The organism is Streptomyces zhaozhouensis, assembly GCF_900230195.1.
Classification (GTDB): Bacteria; Actinomycetota; Actinomycetes; order Streptomycetales; family Streptomycetaceae; genus Streptomyces; species Streptomyces zhaozhouensis.
In genome coordinates this window covers 89,572-109,077 of sequence record NZ_OCNE01000001.1, presented here as the reverse complement: position 1 = coordinate 109,077, position 19,506 = coordinate 89,572, and the positions used below count along the sequence as shown (strand labels likewise).

Annotated in this window: 17 protein-coding genes; 14 read left to right on the top strand and 3 right to left on the bottom strand. The window is 73.5% G+C overall.

Going from position 1 to position 19,506, the window contains the following annotated elements:
* Window positions 1–11 precede the first annotated feature (11 nt).
* Entirely contained in the window at window positions 12–908 is an 897-nt protein-coding gene (dapA, locus tag CRP51_RS00555; RefSeq protein ID WP_097228897.1) for a 4-hydroxy-tetrahydrodipicolinate synthase, read from the bottom strand.
* A gap of 134 nt (window positions 909–1,042) precedes the next feature.
* Window positions 1,043–2,923, bottom strand: a complete 1,881-nt coding sequence (locus CRP51_RS00550; protein WP_097228896.1) for a DUF8508 domain-containing protein — start codon at window positions 2,921–2,923, stop codon at window positions 1,043–1,045.
* A gap of 387 nt (window positions 2,924–3,310) precedes the next feature.
* On the opposite strand from CRP51_RS00550, the gene CRP51_RS00545 reads away from it, so the two are divergent.
* Window positions 3,311–4,864: an amino acid adenylation domain-containing protein gene (locus CRP51_RS00545; protein ID WP_097228895.1), complete on the top strand. Its 1,554-nt coding sequence runs from the start codon at window positions 3,311–3,313 to the stop codon at window positions 4,862–4,864.
* A gap of 179 nt (window positions 4,865–5,043) precedes the next feature.
* Here CRP51_RS00545 and CRP51_RS00540 read toward each other — a convergent pair whose 3' ends face one another.
* The gene (locus CRP51_RS00540; protein ID WP_097228894.1) at window positions 5,044–5,643 is read right to left on the bottom strand and encodes a TetR/AcrR family transcriptional regulator; all 600 of its coding nucleotides are present in this window, start codon (window positions 5,641–5,643) and stop codon (window positions 5,044–5,046) included.
* Between the two features lie 82 nt (window positions 5,644–5,725).
* Here CRP51_RS00540 and CRP51_RS00535 point away from each other — a divergent pair, with 82 nt between their 5' ends.
* The 13 genes from CRP51_RS00535 (at window position 5,726) to CRP51_RS00475 (ending at window position 19,415) form a co-directional block, all read left to right on the top strand.
* Window positions 5,726–5,929: a hypothetical protein gene (locus tag CRP51_RS00535; RefSeq protein WP_097228893.1), complete on the top strand. Its 204-nt coding sequence runs from the start codon at window positions 5,726–5,728 to the stop codon at window positions 5,927–5,929.
* A 159-nt stretch (window positions 5,930–6,088) separates the two neighbouring features.
* Window positions 6,089–6,442: an ArsR/SmtB family transcription factor gene (locus tag CRP51_RS00530; RefSeq protein WP_097229394.1), complete on the top strand. Its 354-nt coding sequence runs from the start codon at window positions 6,089–6,091 to the stop codon at window positions 6,440–6,442.
* Window positions 6,426–7,064, top strand: coding sequence for an SRPBCC family protein (locus tag CRP51_RS00525; protein WP_097228892.1), 639 nt, complete (start codon window positions 6,426–6,428; stop codon window positions 7,062–7,064). Before CRP51_RS00530 ends, CRP51_RS00525 begins: the two co-directional genes overlap by 17 nt.
* A gap of 101 nt (window positions 7,065–7,165) precedes the next feature.
* Window positions 7,166–8,050, top strand: coding sequence for a sigma-70 family RNA polymerase sigma factor (locus tag CRP51_RS00520; protein ID WP_097228891.1), 885 nt, complete (start codon window positions 7,166–7,168; stop codon window positions 8,048–8,050).
* Between the two features lie 397 nt (window positions 8,051–8,447).
* Complete coding sequence (locus CRP51_RS00515; RefSeq protein WP_097228890.1) at window positions 8,448–9,158, top strand: GntR family transcriptional regulator; 711 nt, start codon at window positions 8,448–8,450, stop codon at window positions 9,156–9,158.
* Window positions 9,155–10,072, top strand: coding sequence for a dihydrodipicolinate synthase family protein (locus tag CRP51_RS00510; protein WP_097228889.1), 918 nt, complete (start codon window positions 9,155–9,157; stop codon window positions 10,070–10,072). Before CRP51_RS00515 ends, CRP51_RS00510 begins: the two co-directional genes overlap by 4 nt.
* A complete protein-coding gene (araD, locus tag CRP51_RS00505) occupies window positions 10,069–11,835 on the top strand; it encodes an L-arabinonate dehydratase (protein WP_439333097.1) in 1,767 nt (588 codons plus the stop codon). The genes CRP51_RS00510 and araD overlap by 4 nt, the downstream gene beginning before the upstream one ends.
* A gap of 190 nt (window positions 11,836–12,025) precedes the next feature.
* Window positions 12,026–12,952 (top strand): carbohydrate ABC transporter permease, encoded by a 927-nt coding sequence (locus tag CRP51_RS00500; RefSeq protein ID WP_097229392.1) that lies wholly within the window; start codon window positions 12,026–12,028, stop codon window positions 12,950–12,952.
* Complete coding sequence (locus CRP51_RS00495) at window positions 12,949–13,842, top strand: carbohydrate ABC transporter permease (protein WP_097228888.1); 894 nt, start codon at window positions 12,949–12,951, stop codon at window positions 13,840–13,842. Before CRP51_RS00500 ends, CRP51_RS00495 begins: the two co-directional genes overlap by 4 nt.
* The gene (locus CRP51_RS00490) at window positions 13,839–14,993 is read left to right on the top strand and encodes a Gfo/Idh/MocA family protein (RefSeq protein ID WP_097228887.1); all 1,155 of its coding nucleotides are present in this window, start codon (window positions 13,839–13,841) and stop codon (window positions 14,991–14,993) included. Before CRP51_RS00495 ends, CRP51_RS00490 begins: the two co-directional genes overlap by 4 nt.
* Window positions 14,990–16,627, top strand: coding sequence for a glycoside hydrolase family 43 protein (locus CRP51_RS00485; RefSeq protein ID WP_097228886.1), 1,638 nt, complete (start codon window positions 14,990–14,992; stop codon window positions 16,625–16,627). The genes CRP51_RS00490 and CRP51_RS00485 overlap by 4 nt, the downstream gene beginning before the upstream one ends.
* Window positions 16,624–17,952, top strand: coding sequence for an ABC transporter substrate-binding protein (locus CRP51_RS00480; RefSeq protein ID WP_097228885.1), 1,329 nt, complete (start codon window positions 16,624–16,626; stop codon window positions 17,950–17,952). The genes CRP51_RS00485 and CRP51_RS00480 overlap by 4 nt, the downstream gene beginning before the upstream one ends.
* A 119-nt stretch (window positions 17,953–18,071) precedes the next feature.
* A complete protein-coding gene (locus tag CRP51_RS00475) occupies window positions 18,072–19,415 on the top strand; it encodes a pectate lyase family protein (RefSeq protein ID WP_097229391.1) in 1,344 nt (447 codons plus the stop codon).
* The last annotated feature ends 91 nt before the right edge of the window (window positions 19,416–19,506 follow it).

Genomic DNA, 19,506 nt, shown 5'->3' with positions numbered 1-19,506 from the left:
CGGGCGGCGGGTCAGCCCTCCGCGACGGCCGCCCGGAGCGTCTTCGCGAGAAGCGCGGTCAGTTCGGGGTCCGCCGGCAGCAGCGGCGGGCGGACCGGGCCGCCGGGGAGCCCCGCCGCGCGGAACAGCGCCTTGACCGCCACCGTGCCGGGCCCGTGCCCGGTCAGCGCCTCGACCAGCGGCAGCAGCGCCCCGTGGCGGCGGGCCGCCGTCTCCGTCTCGCCCGCGGCGAACGCGTCGACCACCGCGCGCACCTGGTTGCCGACCACGTTGGCCGCCGTGCTGACCACGCCGCTGCCGCCGAGCGACAGCAGCGGCAGGTTCAGCTCCTCGCTGCCGGCGTAGTAGGCCAGGTCCGTCTCGGCCAGCGCCCGCCCGGCCTTCAGCAGGTCGAAGGAGCAGTCCTTGACCGCCACGACCCGGGGGTGCTCGGCGAGCCGGCGCAGCGAGTCCAGGGTCAGCGCGGTGCCCTCGCCGGTCCGTGCCGGGATGTCGTAGAGCATCACGGGCAGCTCGGTGGCGTCGGCGACCGTCAGCAGGTGCCGGACGACGGCCTCCTGGGTCGGCCGCGAGTAGTAGGGCGTCACCACCAACAGGCCGTCGGCGCCCGCCTGTTGAGCGGAGCGGGCCAGCTCGACCGAGTGCCGGGTGTCGGCCGTCCCGACGCCGGCCACCACCGTGGCCTCGCCGCCGACCGCGCTCACGACGGCCCGCACCAGCGTCGTCTTCTCCGCGTCGCTGGTCGTCGGCGACTCGCCCGTGGTGCCGTTGACCACCAGGGCGTCGCAGCCGCCCCGGCGGATCAGGTGGGCGGCCAGCCGCTCGGCGCCCGTCGGGTCGAGCGCTCCGTCCTCGGTGAACGGGGTGATCATGGCGGCCGCACAGCGGCCCAGTGGTCCCAGACGCATGACCGAGAGTCTGGTCCCACCGGGCCGTCCCGGTCCACTTCGTCATGCTGTGCGGCATCCTTCAGCGCCGCTTCACAGTGCCTCGCCCCTGCCCACGCGCCGCGCCATGCCCCGTGCGGCGCTCCGTTCCCGGTTCAGGGGCGGAAACGCAGCACCTGCGGGTCGTGGTCGCTCGCCTGGTCGGCGAACTCGGCGTTGATGTGCACCACGTCCAGCTCGTAGCGGCGGATCGCGGGGGAGACCAGCGTCTGGTCCAGCACCTGCGACTGCCCGTCGAACACGTAGGTGTAGCGCTCCCGCGCCGGCAGCGAGTCCAGCGCGTTCTCCAGCAGTCCGCCGCCGGTCAGCACCTCGGCCGTCGCGGAGAACTCGAAGTCGTTGAGGTCGCCGAGCACCACGACGTTCGCCGGCCGGCGCACGCCCTCGGCCTCGCGCGTCTCGCGGACGAAGTCCCGCACGGCGCGCGCCTGCGCCAGCCGCTGCTCCTCCGAACCGCGGTGCGGGGGCTGGAAGCGGCCGTGCGCCGGCTGGTCGCCGCCCTTGGACGCGAAGTGGTTGGCCACCACCAGCACCGTCCGGCCCCGGAAGCGGAACTCCCCGGCCAGCGGCTTGCGGCTGTCGTGCCACGCCTCGTCCGCCGGCGCGATCCTGCCGGGGGAGTGGCTCAACGTGGCCTCGCCGCGCCGCCCCACCACCTCGGTCGCGCGCTCGGCGTCCCCGCCGGGGCGGTCGACGAAGGAGACGCGCGCGGGGTTGAAGAGCAGCACGTTGCGGATGTTGCCGCCCGGCTGCCCGCCGTCGGCGCCGTCCACCGGGTCGATCCCGCGCCACTCGTAGCGCGGCCCGCCGGCGGCGACCACGGCCTCGGTGAACAGCCGCAGCGTCTCCTCGGCCGTCACCGTCCCGTCGTCCGTCGGGCCGCTGTCGTCCTGGATCTCCTCGACGGCCAGCACGTCGGGCGAGGCGAGGTTCTCCACCACGGCGCCGGCGAGTCGTTCGAACTTCTCCGCCGGGTCCCCCGGGTTCAGGTTCTCGACGTTGTACGCGGCCACGGCCAGCTCCCCGGGCCGCTGCGGCCTGGTCCGCTCGCGGTCGAGGCCACCGTCGGCGACCTCCCCCAACTCCCTCGCCGCCAGCGTGTATCCGCCGAACGAGTCGTAGTCCAGGGGGCCGGTGGTGGTGCCGGTCAGCCGGTCGCCCACGTTGGCCTCGGGGAACGGGCGTTCGGCGAACGGGATCAGTGACTCGACCTTCAGGCGGCCCGGATTGTGAGCCGCGTAGGACGAGTAACGGGTCCCGCCGCGCGGCGTCGGGTTCTCCTCCGGGCGGAGGGTCACCCAGAGTTCGCCGTACTCGGTGCTGGGACCGACCACCGGCGCGTCCGCGAGCGAGACCACCATGCCCTCAAGCGCCTCGTAGTGGTCGAGCGCGAACTCGTCCTCCCGCAGCGGCAGCCCCTCGATGCCGCCGCCGTCCTCGGGGTCGCCGGTCGGCGCGTACCGCCGGGGGAGCGAGTCGCCGGTCAACTCCACGGGCTCCGGCAGCTCCTCGCCCGAGGAGACGACCGTCACGCGCGGGTCGGTCAGCTGGGTGAGTGACTGGCCGCCGCCGTCGACACCGCCCGGGTAGTACTCCTCGACGGTGCCCTCGACCTCCACCGCGTCGCCGACCGCCGCCTCCGGGACGGCGTCGCCGGTGTAGACGAAGATCCCCTCGCTGGTCGCCGGGTCGCCGTCACCCACCGGGTCCTGGACCCAGAACCCGCGCGAGCCGAACGCCCGGACCCCGGTCACCACGCCCGCGACGCCGGTGACCCGCTCGCCGGCCAGCGGCGAGAGCCTGGTGTCGCCCTGGATCTGCGCGATCCGCACCGCGACCGGCTCGGCGGCGGCGGAACCCGGCCCGCACACCAGCGGCAGGCACAGCCCACCGGCGACGGCGGCGGCCAAGGCGAGGGAACCGCGCGGCGGTTGGCGGAACGGACGGGCGCGGTCGGCGGGGCGGTGGGCGTTCACGTGACACTCTCCAGGACGGACGTTGCGGACAGGCGTTGCGGACGGACGTTGCGGACAGGCGTCGCGGACGGGCGGGAACGGCGGGGCGGGGGAACGAGGACGGGGTCACGCTACGCGGGTAACGCCGCGCGGGGCAGGGGTCTTGCCGTGCGTCAACCAACTGTTAACCAGCGGGTGAGCGGGGCGACGCCGGGCCCCGCCTCCCGGCGGCGCGCGCTTCCCGGCGTCCGCCGGGGCGAAGCGGCGACCGCCGGGGACGACGTTCGAAGGAAGCGGAGCGGAACCCGCCGGATGCGCCACGGGGCGGGCCCGATCACGTCTAGGCTGGGCCCTGCCCGACCGCACCGACCGCCTGCGGGAAGCCGACCCGCCCGAGGAGTTCGCCCCATGTCGCTCGACCCGAAGGACGACCGCCCCGTGATGCCGCCCGTACGGCTGCCGTCCGTGGACGAGTTGGCCCGCCAGGCGCTCGCCGCCCCGTTGCTCTCCCGCGCGCTGCGGCTCGCCGCCTGGGCCGAGGGCGGCGTGCCGGTGGGCGCGGGCGGGGAGTTGCTCGAACCCCGGCTGGCCGCCGCCGTCGACGAGCTGGCGCTCGGCGACGACCCCGAGGGCGAGGCCGTGACCGTCGAGGCGTGGAACTTCGCGGTCGACTCCGGCCTGGTCAGCGTGGTGGAGACGGCGGGCGACGGCGAACGGGAGGCCGGCGCCGAGGAGGACCACGCCGTCGGCCTGGCCTCGCCCGACAAGGAGTTGGCCGACCTCGCCGACGGTGACCCCGAGGAGGTCCTCGGCGTCTGGTCCGACGGTCTTGAGGTGGTCCTCTCCGACGTGGCGACCCCCAGCTTCGAGGAGCTGCTGGGCGAGGACCTGGCCGGTCTCTTCGACGAGGACGGCCAACTCGACCCGGACGCCATTGATGTGGACGCCCTGGAGTGGGACGCGGAGGCGGAGACCGGGCTGCTGGACAGCGTTCTCGGCCACCTCTACCTGCTGGGCGTCACCGACGAGGACGGCCAGGGCGTGACCCCGCTGCCGCTGCCGATGGTGGCCGCCGCCGTGCTTCTGCCGGACGACGCCGAGGAGTTGACCGACGAGGCCCTGGAGGACGTCTCCTCCCTGGTGGTCCGGCTCGACCAGTGGTTCCGGGTGCTGGCCGACACCGGCCTGCTGGTGTACCGGCCGATCGACGACGAGGTGCTGCGGGACGACGAGGACGACGACGCGCCCGGCGGCGTTCAGGACATCGGCGACGCCGACCTGGACGACCTGACCCGTTACGGCCAGGTGCGGCTGACCCCGCTCGGCTTCCACGCGGTCCGCGCCCGGATGCGGGAGGCGGGCGTAGAAGCGCCGCTCGTCGGCGAGTTGACCGCCGAGCCGGCGGGGGCGCTGCTCGACGCGCTGACCGAGCGGGCGCCGTCGGATGCCACGGAGGAGGCGCAGCGTTGGCTCGCCGAGCGCGAACCGGCCGCGGCGGCCAGGGAGTTGCTGGCGGCGGCGCGCGGCGACGACCCGGCGGGTCCGGCCCGCCGGCTCGGCTGCCAACTGGCCCTCGCGCTGCTGGGCACCGAGGCCGAGCCGGCGCTCCGCGAGGTGCTGGACGACCCCGAGCTGGGCGGGCTCGCGCGGGTCTGGCTGGTGGAACGGAGCGCGGCGGACGTACCCCCGCCGCCCGAGGAGATGGTCTTCTGGCTGACCATCGACACGCTCGCGGCGCAGTTGGGCACGGAGAGCGAGGAAGAGGAGAGCGCGCCGGAGCTGCGGGAGCTGGTGACCGGGCTGGTCGACCAGAACACGGCCTTCCTCGACCGCGCCTGGCGGACCGAACACCCGGCCACGGCCGACGTGTTGGAGGCCGTGGGCCGGATGCACCCCGACCGCCAGCTGGCCAAGCAGGCCCGCAAGGCCGCCTTCAAGGCGCGGTCCCGCTCGGCGGTCTGAGGCGGCCGACGACGGTCCGGGCGGATCGTGGTGGGCGTGGTCGGTCGGGTGCCGGTGGCGGCCGCCTCAGGGGCGCGGGGAACGGCGCGGTGCCTCTGTGGCGCGGATCAGACGACGACGGTCCCGCGCTGGTAAGGCGGGTGGTCGCTCCCACGCCCGCCGGGGCCCGCGCCCGCCGGCTAGGCCAACGCGGCGTCGACGAGGGCCGTCGCCGCCTCCGTGACGGCCCGCACCGTGCCGGGCACCTCCGCGATCGCGTTGCTGACGATGGCCCCCTCGTGGAGCGCCAGCAGTTGGACCGCGAGCGTCGACGCCGCCCCCTCCTCCGCCCCGGCCTCCGTGATCCGGTCGTGGAAGAAGCGCCGCAGCCACTGCTTCTCCGCCCTGATCACCCGGTTCCCCGGGTGATCGCGCTCCGGCAGTTCGGCGAAGGCGTTCACGAAGCTGCATCCGCGGTCCGACTCGGTCAGCCACTCGGGTAGCACCGTGAACGGCACCAGCACCCGCGCCCGCGGGTCTCCGTTCTCGCTGCCGAGGCGGTCGACGACGAGTTCACGCCATCGGCGGTCCTTGGTCTCCAGATAGATGCGCAGCAGGTTGTCCTTGGAGCCGAACCGGTTGTACAGCGTGCGCTTGGTGACCCCCGACTCGGCCGCGATGGTGTCCACTCCGACCGCGTGGATTCCGCGCCGGTAGAAGAGCTCGGAGGCGACCTCCAGGATGCGCTGCGCGCCGGGCGTGAGCTCTTCCGTTTCCCGCTCGGTCGAGTCGGTTGGCATGGCGTGTAATCCCCTTGCATATACAGATCTGTGTACCTACTCTGGTCACTACCTTTACAGATCAGTATAGGAGGAGGTCGTGATGCGACGCGTCGTGTGGCAACTGCCCAGCTCGTTCAAGGCTTTCGCGGAGGGTGTGCACGCCGGTCACGCCATCCGGCACGGTGTCGCCAGGCCGGTCGCCGGTGCTCCGGCGCCCGTCCCGGAGTCGGCCGTGGAGCCGGTCGTCCTGTCGTCTTCCCGGGTCGAGCGGAGCGGCGAGGTCGCCGTTCCGGTTGACGCCTGAGGCCCGTGCACGGTGGCCCGCGGGGTCGCCCCCGAAGTCCGGGGGCGACCCCGTTTCCCGTGGGTGCCGCCCTCCGCTCTCCCCGGCTTTCCTCCGCCTCGTCCGGAACACTCGCTTAAGGCGTTGCTTATATAAGCCGTGCTTATTATGGTGGCCGCCATGCACGCACTGGATGTGCTGGGTGACCCGGTGCGCCGCCGGATACTCGAGCTGCTCGCCGACGGCGAGCGCCCCGCCGGCGCCGTGACCGAGACCGTCCGGACCGAGTTCGGGATCTCCCAGCCCGCCGTCTCCCAGCACCTGCGGGTGCTGCGCGAGACCGGCTTCGCCACCGTCCGCCCCGAGGGTGCCCGCCGGCTGTACGCGGTCGCACCCGAGCGGTTCCGCGAGGTCGACGCCTGGCTGGAACACTTCGGCCGGTTCTGGGAGCAGCGGCTCGACGCGCTCGGCACCGAGTTGGCCCGAGGCAAGCGAGAAGCGAGAAGGAAGACCGAGGATGACCGACCTCATTGACGACATCAACGCCGTCCACCGTGAGCTGGGCCGGCGTGACATCCCCGCCGGCGCGGGCCGCACCGTGGTGCTCAGCCGCCGCTACGACGCCACCCAGGAGGACGTCTGGAACGCCTGCACCGACCCCGAGCGCCTCGCGCGCTGGATGGTGCCGGTCACCGGTGACCTGCGCGAGGGCGGCGCCTACCAGCTGGAGGGGAACGCCGGCGGCGAGATCCTGGCCTGCGAGCGGCCCAGCCTGCTCCGGGTGACCTGGGTCTACGGGGAGAACGTCACGGAGAAGGACGTCTCCGAGGTGACCCTGCGGCTGTCGGCCGAGGAGTACGGTGCCACCCTGCTGACCCTGGAGCACGCCGCCGTGGACGACCCGGCCTTCTTCGGGAAGTACGGCCCCGGCGCCACCGGCGTCGGCTGGGACCTGGCGCTCCTCGGCCTCACCCGCCATCTGGCCGGCGCCCCGATGCCCGACCCCGACCGCTTCCACACCACACCCGAGGGGCGCGGCTTCATCCTGGAGGTCAGCCGCCGCTGGGGGGCGGCCCACGCCGCCTCCGGCGCCTCCGAGGAGGAGGCGCGCCGGTGCGCGGCCGAGACCGCCGCCTTCTTCGCGCCCGAGGAGTGAGCGGACGGGCGGCGCGGCGCCGGGCCGGGGCGCCCGTTGTCACACCCGCGTGTCCGTGCGCGTCAAGGAGGTGACACCCGTCAGCGGAAGAGTGTGACCTCATGAACGAACACGAGTTCCTGGCCCAGCGGTTCGAGGAGCATCGTCCCCGGCTGCGCGCCGTCGCCTACCGGATGCTGGGCTCCCTGAGCGAGGCCGACGACGCCGTGCAGGAGGCGTGGCTGCGGCTGAGCAGGGCCGGAGCGGACGAGGTGGACAACCTCGGCGGTTGGTTGACCACCGTGGTCGGCCGCGTCTGCCTCACCATGCTGCGCTCGCGCGGGCGCCGGGCCGAGGAGTCGCTGGAGACCCATGTCCCCGACCCGGTCGTGGACGGTCCCGGCGGACTCGGCACCGGCGACCCCGAGGAGCGCGCGCTGCTGGCGGACTCCGTCAGCCTCGCCCTGCTGGTCGTGCTGGAAACGCTCAGCCCGGCCGAACGGCTGGCGTTCGTGCTCCACGACCTGTTCGCCCTGCCGTTCGACGACATCGCCCCGCTGGTCGGCCGCAGCACGCAGGCGACCCGGCAGCTCGCCAGCCGCGCGCGGCGCCGGGTGCGGGGCGCGGCGCCCGCCTCGGACGCCGACCTCGCCACGCAGCGCCGGGTGGTCGACGCGTTTCTGACCGCCGCCAGGGGTGGCGACCTGGAGGGGTTGCTCGCCGTCCTCGACCCGGACGTGGTGCTGAGGTCCGACGGCGGGGCGCGGGGGCCGACGACCGTGGTCCGCGGGGCGCGGTCGGTCGCTGAGGGCGCGATCGCCTTCGGCCGCGGCGGGAGCGGCGGGGGACGGCCGGTGCTGGTCAACGGGGCCGCGGGGGCCGCGGCCTGGCGGGACGGGCGGGTCGTCTCCGTCGCGTCGTTCACGGTGGCGGGAGGTCGCGTTGTCGACATGACCATCCTGGCCGACCCCGAGCGGATCGCCGCGCTGGGACTGACGGGGCCCTGACCCCCGCGGGGCCGGGGGTACGGCGGCGGTCCGCGACCGGCCGCGGCGGGTCGCCGTCCTCCGGTCCTCCGGGCGGCGACGACGCGGGGGTGGTCGGTCGGGTGCGCGTGCGCGCCGGCCCGTTGGCGGCCCGAGGGGGCGGAGGCCGCGCCCCCCGGCCGCCGAGCGGCCCGGCGGACGGCGACGACGCGGGGGTGGCGAGAACCCGCCCCCGGCCGACGGCAACCGCTTTCGTCCGAACCGTTGACGCGGCCCGCGCCGGGTCCTACCGTCGTCGCCACCGCTTCTCGTACGCCATATGTCATATACGAGACGCGATACGCGATTCCCGCGACCCCACCCGCCGAGAACCCGTCGACTCGAACCCCGAGGGCACCCCACGCATGAGAGCACCCGCATGAAGGCACCCCTGTCCGGCGCCGGCGCCACCCCGGTGCCCATACCGTCCCGGACGCAGTTCGTCCTCGAACACCTCACCCACGCGATCCTCACCGGCGGGCTCGCGCCGGGGACCGCGCTGGTGGAGACCGAGCTGGCCGGTCGGTTCGGGGTCTCGAAGACCCCGGTGCGGGAGGCGCTGAAGACGCTGGCCGGGCGCGGACTCGTGGTGATGAGCGAGTACCGGGGCGCCTCGGTCCGCGCGGTCGACGCCGGGATGGCGCGCGCGATCTACGACGTGCGGCTGCTGCTGGAGCCCGAGGCGCTGCGCCGCACCGTCCGGGACGGCGCCGCGCTGGCCGCCGCGCACACCGCGCTGAACGCCGCGGACTCGGCGGCCGACAGCGCCGAACGCTCCCTGGCCAACCGGGACTTCCACCGGGCGCTCTACCTGCCCTGCGGCAATCCGCTGCTGGTGGTGATGCTGGACGACCTGCGCGACCAGGCAGCCCTGGTCTCCTCGTTCGTCTGGCAGACCGTGCCCAGCTGGGAGCGCGAGGCCGAGGAGCACCGGCTGATCCTGGCGGCGGCCGAGGCCGGGGAGGCCGAGCGGGCGGGGGAGTTGCTCGCGGGGCACATCAGGGGCTTTGTCGAGCGGGCCTTCCCCGAAGCGGAAGAGCCAGGCGAGGAGACCGGCGGGGCCGCCGGCGAGAGGGAGGTGTCGGCATGACCGACTTCGCGCGACAGCGAGCGGCGTTGGCGGACGTGGTCGCCATCCCGGTCACTCCGTTTACCGAAAGTGACCAGATCGACCAGGAGCGTTACCGCGCGCTCGTCCGGCGTCTTCTCACGGCCGGCGTGCAAGCGCTTACCCCGAACGGCAACACCAGCGAGTTCTACGCGCTCAGCCCCGAGGAGCGGCGCGCCGAGGTGGAGTTGACGCTGGCCGAGGTCGAGGCGGCGGGCGCGGACGCGCAGGTGCTGGTCGGCGTCGGCCTCGACGTGCCGACGGCGGTCGCCTCGGCGCTGGAGGCACGGGCGGCCGGGGCCGCGATGGTGATGGTCCACCAGCCGGTGCACCCCTACGTCTCGCAGGACGGCTGGGTCGACTACCACCGGGCCGTCGCCGAGGCCGTCCCCGACATCGGGGTGGTGCCCTATCTGCGCAACCCCGCGATCGAGGGCGCCGCGCTGGCCCGCCTCGGCGACGCCTGCCCGAACGTCATCGGCGTCAAGTACGCGGTCCCGGACGTCGTCCGCTTCGCGTCGGTGGCCAGGGACGCGGGTCTCGACCGCTTCGTCTGGGTCGCGGGGCTCGCCGAGCTGTGGGCGCCGAGCTACTTCGTCTCCGGCGCCACCGGCTTCACCTCCGGGCTGGTCAACGTCGCCCCCGAGGTCTCCCTCGCGCTGCGCGACGCGCTGCGCGCCGGCGACCACGCGGCCGCGATGCGGGTGTGGGAGCTGATCCGCCCGTTCGAGGAGCTGCGCGCGGCGCACCAGTCGGCCAACAACGTGACGGTGGTCAAGGAGGCCCTGGCCGCCCTCGGCCTCTGCCGCCGCGAGCTGCGGCCGCCCAGCACGGTGCTGCCGCCGGGGGAACGGGAACGCGTCGCGACGATGGTGAAGGGCTGGAGGCTGCCGTGAGCGAGGACCGCACCGGGCCGCGCGAGGAACCCCGGGGACACCGACTGACCAGCGAGGAGCTGCGCAGCCACCAGTGGTGGGGCACCGAGGGGCTGCGGTCGTTCAGCCATCGGGCGCGCACCCGTCAGCTCGGCTATCTGCCCGAGGAGCACCTCGGCAAGCCGGTCATCGCGATCGTCAACACCTGGTCCGACATCAACCCCTGCCACCAGCACCTGCGCGAACGGGCCGAGGCCGTCAAGCGGGGGGTGTGGCAGGCCGGCGGGTTCCCGCTGGAGTTCCCGGTCGCGACGCTCTCCGAGACGTTCCAGAAGCCGACCCCGATGCTCTACCGCAACCTGCTGTCGATGGAGACCGAGGAGCTGCTGCGGTCCTATCCGGTGGACGGCGCGGTCCTGTTGGGCGGCTGCGACAAGACCACGCCCGCGCTGCTGATGGGCGCGGCCAGCGTCGACCTGCCGGCGGTCTTCGTGCCGGCGGGGCCGATGCTGCGCGGCCACTGGCGCGGGGAGACCCTCGGCTCGGGCACCGACATGTGGAAGTACTGGGACGAGCGGCGGGCCGGCCGGATCGGTGACGCGGAGCTGGCGGAGCTGGAGGGCGGGCTGGCGCGTTCCCCCGGTACCTGCATGACCATGGGCACCGCCTCCACCATGGCCTCGGTCGCCGAGGTGCTGGGCGTGACCATGCCGGGCGCGGCGGCGATCCCCGCCGTGGACTCCGCGCACAGCAGGATGGCGGCGGCGGCCGGCCGACGGATCGTCGAACTGGTCTGGCACGACGAGCGGTTGTCGCGCTTCCTGACGGTCGAGGCCTACCGCGACGCGGTGGCCACGGTGCTGGCGCTCGGCGGCTCGACCAACGCGGTGATCCATCTGATCGCCATGGCCGGCCGCTCCCGGGTGCCGCTCGCGCTGGCCGACTTCGACCGGATCGCCCGCGAGGTGCCGGTGCTCGCCGACCTCAGGCCGGGCGGCCGGTTCCTGATGGAGGACTTCTACTACGCCGGCGGGTTGCCCGCGCTGCTGGCCAGGCTCGGGGAGGAGCACCTCCACCTGGACCGGCCGACCGTCGGGCGCACGACCCTCCGCGCGCAACTGGCCGGCGCCGCCACCCACGACACGGAGGTGATCCGCACACCCGACCAACCCCTCGCCGACCAGGGCGGACTGGCCGTGCTGCACGGCAACCTGGCGCCCGACGGCGCGGTGATCAAGCACATCTCCGCCGAACCGAGATTCCTCAAGCACACCGGGCCCGCCGTGGTCTTCGACGACTACAGGACCATGCAGGCCACCATCAACGAGCCGGCCCTGGAGATCACCCCCGACAGCGTGCTGGTGCTGCGCGGCGCGGGGCCGCTGGGCGGTCCAGGGATGCCCGAGTACGGGATGCTGCCGATCCCGGACTACCTGCTCAAGCAGGGCGTCACCGACATGCTCCGCCTCTCCGACGCCCGCATGAGCGGCACCAGTTACGGCGCGTGCGTGCTGCACATCGCGCCCGAGTCCCACGTCGGCGGCCCACTGGCGCTGGTGCGCGACGGCGACCTGATCAGCCTCGACGTGGCCGCGCGCACCCTGCGGCTGGAGGTCGACGACGCGGAGCTGGCACGCCGCCGCGCCGCCTGGACGCCGCCGGAGCCCCGTTACGGCCGGGGGTTCGGCGCGCTCTACCAGGAGCACATCACGCAGGCCGACACCGGCTGCGACTTCGCCTTCCTCTCCCGTGAGGGAGAGGTCCCCGAGCCCCACGCGGGCTGAAGCGGCCGGCGCCGACCCCCGAGGGCCGGCGCCGGTCCCCACAGAACTGTCCGAGCTTTCCCGGAGCTTCCCGGGCCGCGTTCTGGGAGCGCTCCTGTTCAGGCGCTTCCAGAGCCCGGGGATCCTTCGCACCACTTGCGGGAGCGCTTCCATGGGACGCGGCCCGCCCGTCGAGAACGGAGAAGCGGTCATGGCCGAAGCCGCGACGGAACGGACCCGGCCGAGGCGCCGCCGCCGCGGACGTACCCCACGTTCGCTGCCCTATGTGCTGCTCGCGCCCGCCGGGCTGCTGATGCTGGGATTCATCGCGTATCCCATGTTCAGCGTCCTCTACTACAGCCTTCAGGACTACAACGTCACCAAGCCCTGGCGGAACGGGTTCGCCGGCCTGGAGAACTTCCGGGAGATCTTCACCGACGACCCGTTCTTCTGGGAGACGCTGGCGTTCAGCGCGAAATGGGTCTTCGTCGAGGTCTCGCTCCAGCTGGTCTTCGGCCTGGCGCTGGCGCTGATCATCAACCAGACCTTCATCGGCAGGGCGGCCGCCCGCGCCCTGGTCTTCTCGCCGTGGGCCGTCTCCGGGGTGCTGACCAGCACCATCTGGATCCTGCTCTACAACCCCTCGACGGGCCTGAGCCGCTACCTCGCGGACGCCGGCATCGGCGAGTACGGGACCTCGGTGCTCGCCGACACCGGAACGGTCTTCTGGGGGGCGGTGATCGCCGAACTCTGGCGCGGCGTACCGTTCTTCGCCATCCTGATCCTCGCCGACCTCCAGTCCGTCTCCAAGGACCTCTACGAGGCGGCCTCGGTCGACGGGGCCAGCCGGGTGCGGCAGTTCTTCCACATCACGCTGCCCCACCTGCGCGACGCCATCGTGCTCTCCACGCTGCTGCGCGCGGTCTGGGAGTTCAACAACGTGGACCTGCTCTACACGTTGACCAACGGCGGCCCGGCCGGGCAGACCACCACGCTGCCGCTGTACGTGGCGCAGACGGGTATCCACGGCAACGAGTTCGGCTACGCGGCGGCGCTCACCACGGTCGCGTTCGTGATCCTCCTCTTCTGTTCCATCCTCTATCTGCGTCTGAGCAAGTTCGGAGGCGACGACAAGTGACCGCCGCACTCACCACGCCGCAGCCGGTGGTCACCCCGCCGCCCTCCGAGCCCGGGGGGTCGCGCAAACGCCGCCGCTCCTACGACGAGCCGCCGCGCTGGCAGATCTACCTCCCGCTCGGCGTCTACCTGGTCTTCACGCTGGTCCCGTTCTACTGGATGCTGCTCTTCGCGCTGCGCGAGCCCGGCTCGGACTCGCTGGTGCCCTGGCCGATCACCGGCGAGCACTTCGCCAAGGTCTGGAACGAGCGCGGCTTCGACACCTACTTCGTCAACAGCATGTACGTCGGGATCGCCTCGATGCTGATGACGCTGCTGGTGGCGCTCTCCGGCGGCTACGCGCTGGCCAGGTTCAAGTTCCGGATGCGGATGCCGTTCATGCTCGCGCTGCTGTGCTCGCAGTTCATCCCGGGCGCGCTGATGCTGGTGCCGCTCTTCGAGATCTTCCGCGAGCTGACGCTGCTGAACTCGCTGTGGAGCGTCATCATCGCCGAGACGGTCTTCCAACTGCCGCTGTCGATGATCCTGATCAGCGGGTTCATCCGCAACGTGCCGCCCAGCCTGGAGGAGCAGGCGTGGGTGGACGGCTGCTCGCGGTTCCGGGCGTTCCTGGCCGTGGTGCTGCCGCTGCTGCGGCCGGGGCTGGTGGCGGTCGGCTCGTTCGCCTTCGTGCACAGCTGGAACCACTTCCTGTTCGCGCTGATGTTCCTCAACTCCCAGGACAAGCAGACGATCCCGGTCGGCCTCAACACGCTGCTCGGCTCGGACAGCGTCGACCTGGGGGCGCTGGCGGCGGGCGGCGTGGTGGCCGCGGTGCCGGTGGTCATCGTCTTCGCGTTCATCCAGCGCTGGTTGATCACCGGCTTCAGCGCGGGGGCGGTCAAGGGATGAGAGCCGCGCCCGTACCCGTGGTGCTCGCCGGGGCCAGGGGCCACGGCCACTGGCACCTGGCCAACCTCCGCCGGCTGTCGGCGTCCGGACTGGTCCGGCTGGTCGGCGTCTGCGAGCTCACGCCGCTGGGCGAGGACGAGCTGGCAGGGCTCGGCAGCCCCGCGCAGTCCGACGACCTGCCCGCCCTGCTGGAGCGGACCGGCGCCGAGGCCGCCATCGTCTGCACCCCGATCCACACCCACGCCGGCCTCGGCCTCGCCGCGGCCGACCGGGGCGTCCACCTGCTGCTGGAGAAGCCGCCCACGCCGTCGCTTGACGCCTTCCGCCGGCTCACCGAGGGCGTCCGACGCGCCGGCGTGGCCTGCCAGATCGGCTTCCAGTCGCTCGGCTCCGGCGCCATCGACCACATCAGACGGCTGGTCGCGGACGGCGCGATCGGCCGGGTCACCGGGCTCGGGGCGGCCGGGGCCTGGGTCCGCGACGAGGCGTACTGGCGGCGCGCGCCCTGGGGCGGGCTGCGGCGGCTGGACGGCCGGGACGTGGTGGACGGCGTGCTGACCAACCCGCTGGCGCACGCGGCGGCCACCGCGCTGCGCATCGCGGGGGCCGACCGCGCCGAGGACCTGGCCTCGATCGATCTCGAGCTCTACCGGGTCAACGCCATCGACGCCGACGACACCTCCTGCGCCCGGCTGCGGACCACCGGGGGAGTGGAGCTGGTCATCGCCGTCACGCTCTGCGCGGAGCGGCCGGGCGAGCCGTATGTGGTGGTCCACGGCGAGGCCGGCCGGATCACCTTCTGGTACAAGGAGGACCGGGTGCTGCTGGAACGCCCGGGGCGCGACCCGGTGACCACCGAGCATCCGCGCACCGATCTGCTGGCCAACCTGGTCACCCATCTCCGTGACGGCGCCGAGCTGTTGGTGCCGCCCGAGCGCACCGGCGGCTTCATGCGGCTGGTCGAGGCCGTCCGCACCGCCCCGGACCCGCGGCCGCTGGCGCCCGCCCACTGGCGGGTGGAGCACGGCGAACGGGGCCCTCGTCGGATGCTTCCCGGCATCGACCGGCTGACCGCCGAGGGCGCGGAGCGGCTGGCGCTCTACTCGGAGCTGGGCGCGCCCTGGGCCGACGCCGGAGGAGGCCGCCCATGACCGAGCGGGACTCCCGTGCCCTTCCGGCCGCCCGTGCCGGGGCCGGCGAGCTGACCACTTCCCTGACCGGTTCCTATACCAATCCGGTGCTGCCGGCCGACTGGTCGGACCCGGACGTCATCCGGGTCGGCGAGGACTTCTACCTGACCGCCTCCAGCTTCGGCCGGGCGCCGGGGCTGCCGCTGCTGCACTCCCGCGACCTGGTCAACTGGCGGCTGCTCGGCCACGCGCTCGAACGGATCGAGCCCGCCGAGGAGTTCGCCCGCCCACGCCCCGACTGCGGCGTCTGGGCCCCCGCGCTGCGCCACCACGACGGCCGGTTCTGGATCTTCTGGGGCGACCCCGACCACGGCATCCAACAGGTCAACGCCCCCGCCGTCACCGGCCCCTGGACCCGGCCGCACCTGGTCAAGGCGGGGCGCGGCCTGATCGACCCCTGCCCGCTGTGGGACGACGACGGGCAGGCGTATCTGGTCCACGGCTGGGCCCGTTCACGCTCCGGCGTGAAGAACCGGCTCACCTGCCACCGGATGAGCCCCGACGGCCTGCGCCCGCTGGACGAGGGGCGGTTGCTCGTGGACGGCGACCGGCTGCCCGGCTGGTTCACCCTGGAGGGCCCGAAACTGTACCGCCGGGGCGACTGGTACTGGCTCTTCGCCCCCGCCGGCTCGGTGGAGACCGGCTGGCAGGGCGCGTTCCGCTCCCGCCACGTGCTGGGCCCTTACGAGGAGCGGATCGTGCTCGCCCAGGGCGCCACCCGGGTCAACGGCCCGCACCAGGGCGCCTGGGTGGACACGGCCGACGGCGCCGACTGGTTCCTCCACTTCCAGCAGCGCGCCCCCTTCGGCCGGGTGGTTCATCTCCAGCCGATGCGCTGGGACCAGGAGGGCTGGCCGGTCATCGGCGACGCGGGCGAGCCGGTCGCCGGCGGCCCGCTGCCGGTGCCGGGGGAGCCGCCCCGACGCCCGGCCACCGACGACGACTTTCCGCGCGGCGCGTTCGGCCCGCAGTGGTCCTGGCAGGCCAACCCGGCGCCGGGCCGCACCGAGCCGCACGAGGGCGCCGGGCTGCGGCTGGTCGCCCACCCCGACCCGCACGCCGACGACCCCCGCCGGCTGCCCGGCGTGCTGGGGCAGCGCCTGCCGGTCGGGCCGCTGACCGTCGAGGTCGAACTGACCCTGCGCGCCACCGCCCCCGGCGCCAGGGCCGGGCTGCTGGTGCTCGGCGACGCCTGCGCCTGGATCGGTCTGGAACGCGGCGCGGACGGCGCGGTCGCGCTGGTGCACCGCTTCGCCGAGCCGGTGGCCGAGGTGGAGCGCGACGCGGCCCACCCCCGTCCCGCGCCCACCGCGACCGCGCGGCTGGCGCTCACCGTGACCGACGACGGCCGCTGCACCTTCCGCGCCGCGACCGGCGCGGAGGGCGAACCCGCCGCCTCGGGACCGGAGTTCGCCGCCCGCCCCCGCATGTGGGTCGGCGCGCAGCTCGCCCTCTTCGCCGTCGCGCCCGCGCCCGCGGCCGACGCGCCGCACGCACCCGAGACGCCCCCGGAGCCGTCGGGACACGCCGAGTTCCGCGCGTTCCGGGTCCTCCCGCACCGCACGACACCCGTACCAACCGAGGAGCATCTATGAGAGCACAGCGGACCCGTGGCGCCGTCGTCGTCGCCACCGGCCTTGTCCTGGCACTGACCGTCACCGCGTGCGGGGACGACGGCACCTCGTCCGGCGCCGAGGGCGACGGCACCGGCGAGATCGTCTTCTGGGACAACAACGGGGGCGCCCGCACCGACGTCTGGAACGAGATCATCGACGCCTTCCACGAGGAGCACCCGGACATCCGGGTGCAGTACGTGGGCGTGCCGATCGCCGACGTCCAGTCCAAGTACGACGCCGCGATCCAGGGCGGCGCCGACGGGCTGCCCGACGTGGGCGGCGTCTCGACCTCCTACCTGGCCAACCTGGTCGCCCAGGGCGCGCTCGACCCGGTCGACGACCGGCTCGCGGAGAGCGGGCTGGAGGACGAGATCATCCCCAACATGATGGAGAGCGTGCGCTCCACCGTCGGGGACGGCGAGGAGGCGTACTCCGTCCCGACCTCCGCCAACCAGGGCGTGATCTGGTACCGCACCGACCTCTTCGAGGAGGCCGGCCTGGAACCGCCCACCACCTGGGACAACTTCTTCACCGCCGCGGAGACCCTGACCGACCGGGGCAACAACGCCTTCGGCTTCACCCTGCGGGGCGGCGAGGGCTCCGTCGCGCAGGCGCTGGACATGATGTACGCGCAGTCCGGCATCGACAGCTTCTGGGACGGCGACGAGACCACCGTCAACGACCCGGCCAACGTCGAGGCGCTGGAGAACTACGCCGCGCTGTACAACGAGGTCACCCCCGAGGCCGACCTCAACAGCGACTTCACCAACATGGTCGCCACGTTCACCGGCGGCACGGTCGGGATGCTCCAGCACAACCTCGGCTCCTACACCGACCACACCACCGCGTTCGGCGAGGGCGTGGTCGACGGGCTGCCGATGCCCACGGGCGGCGAGGACGGCCACCACACCTTCGTCTCCAACCCGGTCGACGGCCTGGGGCTCTTCAGCGGCAGCGACAACAAGGAAGCCGCCTGGACGTTCATCGAGTTCGCCCTCCGGCACGAGATGAACAGCCTGTGGAACGAGTCCGCCGGCCAGATCCCCTCCAACACCGCCGTGCTGGAGGACCCGTGGATCGCCGAGGCGCCCCCGACCCGGGCGGCGGTCGAGGCGCTGAACGACGAGAACACCACCATCGTCCAGCTGCCCTACTACCTCCCGGACTGGAACGACATCACCAAGGCCGGCACCGAGCCCAACTTCCAGCGGCTGCTGCTGGGGGAGATGACGGCCCAGGAGTTCGCCGACGACCTGGCCGAGCAGCTCAACGAGGCCCAGGCCGAGTGGCTCGAACAGCGCTGACCCACCCCGGGCGCGGGGCCGGGCCCACCCGGCCGGCCCCGCGCCGCCCCACGCACGACCCGCCCCACGCACGACCCGTCCTGTCCGCACCGTCCTTCGGAGTCGCCATGCACCACGTCATGTCCGCCGCGAGACCCCGGACGCTCGCCGCACTCGCCGTCACCGGCTGCGCGGCCCTGGCCCTGACCACCCTGCCCTCCGCCTCCGCCTCCGCCTCCACCCCCGCGGGGCACGGCGGCCACGGCCCCCGCCCGCAGGACGCCACCCTCCCCGAGGGCGACGGCTGGGGCTCCGCCGAAGGCGGCGTCACCGGCGGCGCGGGCGCCTCCGGTGACCGGGTCTTCACCGTCACCGACCGCGCCGAACTGGCGGCCGCGCTCGCCGCGCCCGGTGACGAGCCCCGCGTCATCCGGGTCGCCGGCGCGATCGACGCCAACGTGGACGACGCCGGCGACGCCCTGGACTGCGCCGACTACGCCAGGGACGGCTACACCCTGGACGCCTATCTGACGGCCTACGACCCCGAGACCTGGGGCCGCGACGAGGAGCCGAGCGGCCCGCTGGAGGACGCCCGCGTCGCCTCGGCGCTCGCGCAGAAGGAACGGGTCGTGCTGTCCGTCCCCTCGCACACCACGCTCGTGGGCGTCGGATCCGACGCCACGCTGCTCGGCGCGACGCTGGACGTGCGGGACGTGGAGAACGTGATCGTCCGCAACCTGACCTTCGAGGACACCTTCGACTGCTTCCCGCAGTGGGACCCGACGGACGGCGACACCGGCAACTGGAACTCGGAGTACGACTCCGTCGTGCTCTACGGCGCCCGGCACGTCTGGGTCGACCACAACACCTTCACCGACGGCCGCCGCCCGGACGCGGAGCAGCCGGAGTACTTCGGGATGCTCTTCCAGCAGCACGACGGCCAGTTGGACATCGTGCGCGGCACCGACCTGGTGACCGTCAGCTGGAACGTCTTCACCGACCACGACAAGACGATCCTCCTCGGCAACAGCGACTCGGCCGACGCCGACGACCGGGGGAAGCTCCGCACCACCCTGCACCACAACCTGTTCGAGAACGTCAACGAGCGCGCGCCGCGCGTCCGGTTCGGGCAGGTCGACACCTACAACAACCACTACCGGCAGGAGGCCGGCGCCCGCTACGGCTACAGCTGGGGCATCGGCAAGGAGTCCGCGCTGGTCGCGGAGCACAACGCGTTCACCCTGCCCGAGGAGATCACCCCGGACCGGGTCATGCACCAGTGGACGGCGGACACCGCGCTGACCGAGAACGGCAACGTGGTCAACGGCGAGCCCGTCGACCTGCTGGACGCGTACCGCGCCGCCAACCCGGACAACACGCTGGGCGACGACGCCGGTTGGACCCCGACGCTGCGCCCCGAGGTCGACGACCCCTGCGCGCTCCCCGCCCTCCTCGACGACCGGGCCGGTGCCGGCCGGCTCTGACCCCGCCCGGCACCCTCCCCGCGCCCCCGCGCCCAGGCAAACCCGGGGGCGCGGGGCCCGCGCGGCAGGCCCCGGCGGGAGCGGACGGCCA